Annotated in this window: 1 protein-coding gene; it reads right to left on the minus strand. The window is 53.0% G+C overall.

Going from position 1 to position 1,126, the window contains the following annotated elements; all coding sequences use genetic code 11:
* Positions 1–731 (minus strand): nucleotidyltransferase and HEPN domain-containing protein (locus F617_RS0126785; protein WP_019567439.1); only part of this gene is annotated, 731 nt, incomplete at its 3' end.
* Positions 732–1,126 lie beyond the last annotated feature (395 nt).

Genomic DNA, 1,126 nt, shown 5'->3' on the forward strand with positions numbered 1-1,126 from the left:
GTAAATCGCTGACGGTCGCGCGGCCAGATGTCGATCAAACGGTGATCACGACCTTCGGAAAGTCCACGCAGGAATTTGAGATTGTGCGACGCAGGCGAATAATTTGTCAGTGTCAGGAGGTAGCAATTGTAAGCGCTCTCCACTGCTTGATGGAGTTCGAAGACAGCATGCTTTATCCGCTTGTCTTTCAGATACAGCGACGTATCGAGAAACGAGCGAGCGGCAGCCATTTCTTCGTAAAAATGCTCCTCTGCCACCCTGAGTGCATCAGCAGGTTTGAGCGGTTTCGGTTCAGCCAGCGGCCTATCGTCGAATTCGTAAAGCACGATGCCTTCACGGGCGAGATCAACAAAGAAGGGTTGGCCATCATTCAAAAAGTTGCTGATCTCGCGAGCGCCGTGCACGATCAGGCCCACGGGCGTCTCGATCTCCTTGTCCCACATCAGCCGGTCTGTTGTCTTGTCCCAGTATTTGGGATCGGCCAGTTCCTTGTTGCTGACGATGACGAGAATGTCGAAATCCGAGCGATAGCCTTTCGACGTATGCGGTTCATCCACCCAGGTGCCACGCGCGTAAGAACCGAACAGAATGATTTTGAAAATCCGTCCGTCTTTTTTGGCGTCAGACTTCGAGCGCTCCACCAGATCAGCAAACTCTTCCTGGATAATTCCGACGACGCGCGCGAGCTCGCGTTGCTTTCGTTCCGGCAAATGTTCAAGGCTGGTCTTCATGTCTGCTCCGTTTCTGGACGGTATCCTGTATGGTCCATTGTAAACTTCTTTGAAACTCCGATTTTTGGTAGCCGCCAATCGAATGCCCGCGCCCGCTCCTGTTTTGTCCAGCCGCGCCTGCAATCCTTTATTCCGCTCGTCCAGCAACCATTGTCCCTTGTCCCTGACCCCTTGTGCGATCGGCCTGTGCATCCCCCTCCTCGGATTGATGCGTTTGTGTCCCTATTCAAACACGAGTAATTGCCACTTGGCGACTACTACTTTTAGTAGTCGAAATGCCCGTTCGATGTTGCTAGCCTCGCCACCGGTAAACAGACAAGGGCGCACTTACGACTTGCGGCACGTTTGAGCGTTTGGTCTCCCCGTTTGCGTATCGGAGATTTCGTTTGGCGATT

It is taken from the genome of Agrobacterium sp. 10MFCol1.1, assembly GCF_000381165.1.
GTDB classification, from domain to species: Bacteria; Pseudomonadota; Alphaproteobacteria; order Rhizobiales; family Rhizobiaceae; genus Agrobacterium; species Agrobacterium tumefaciens.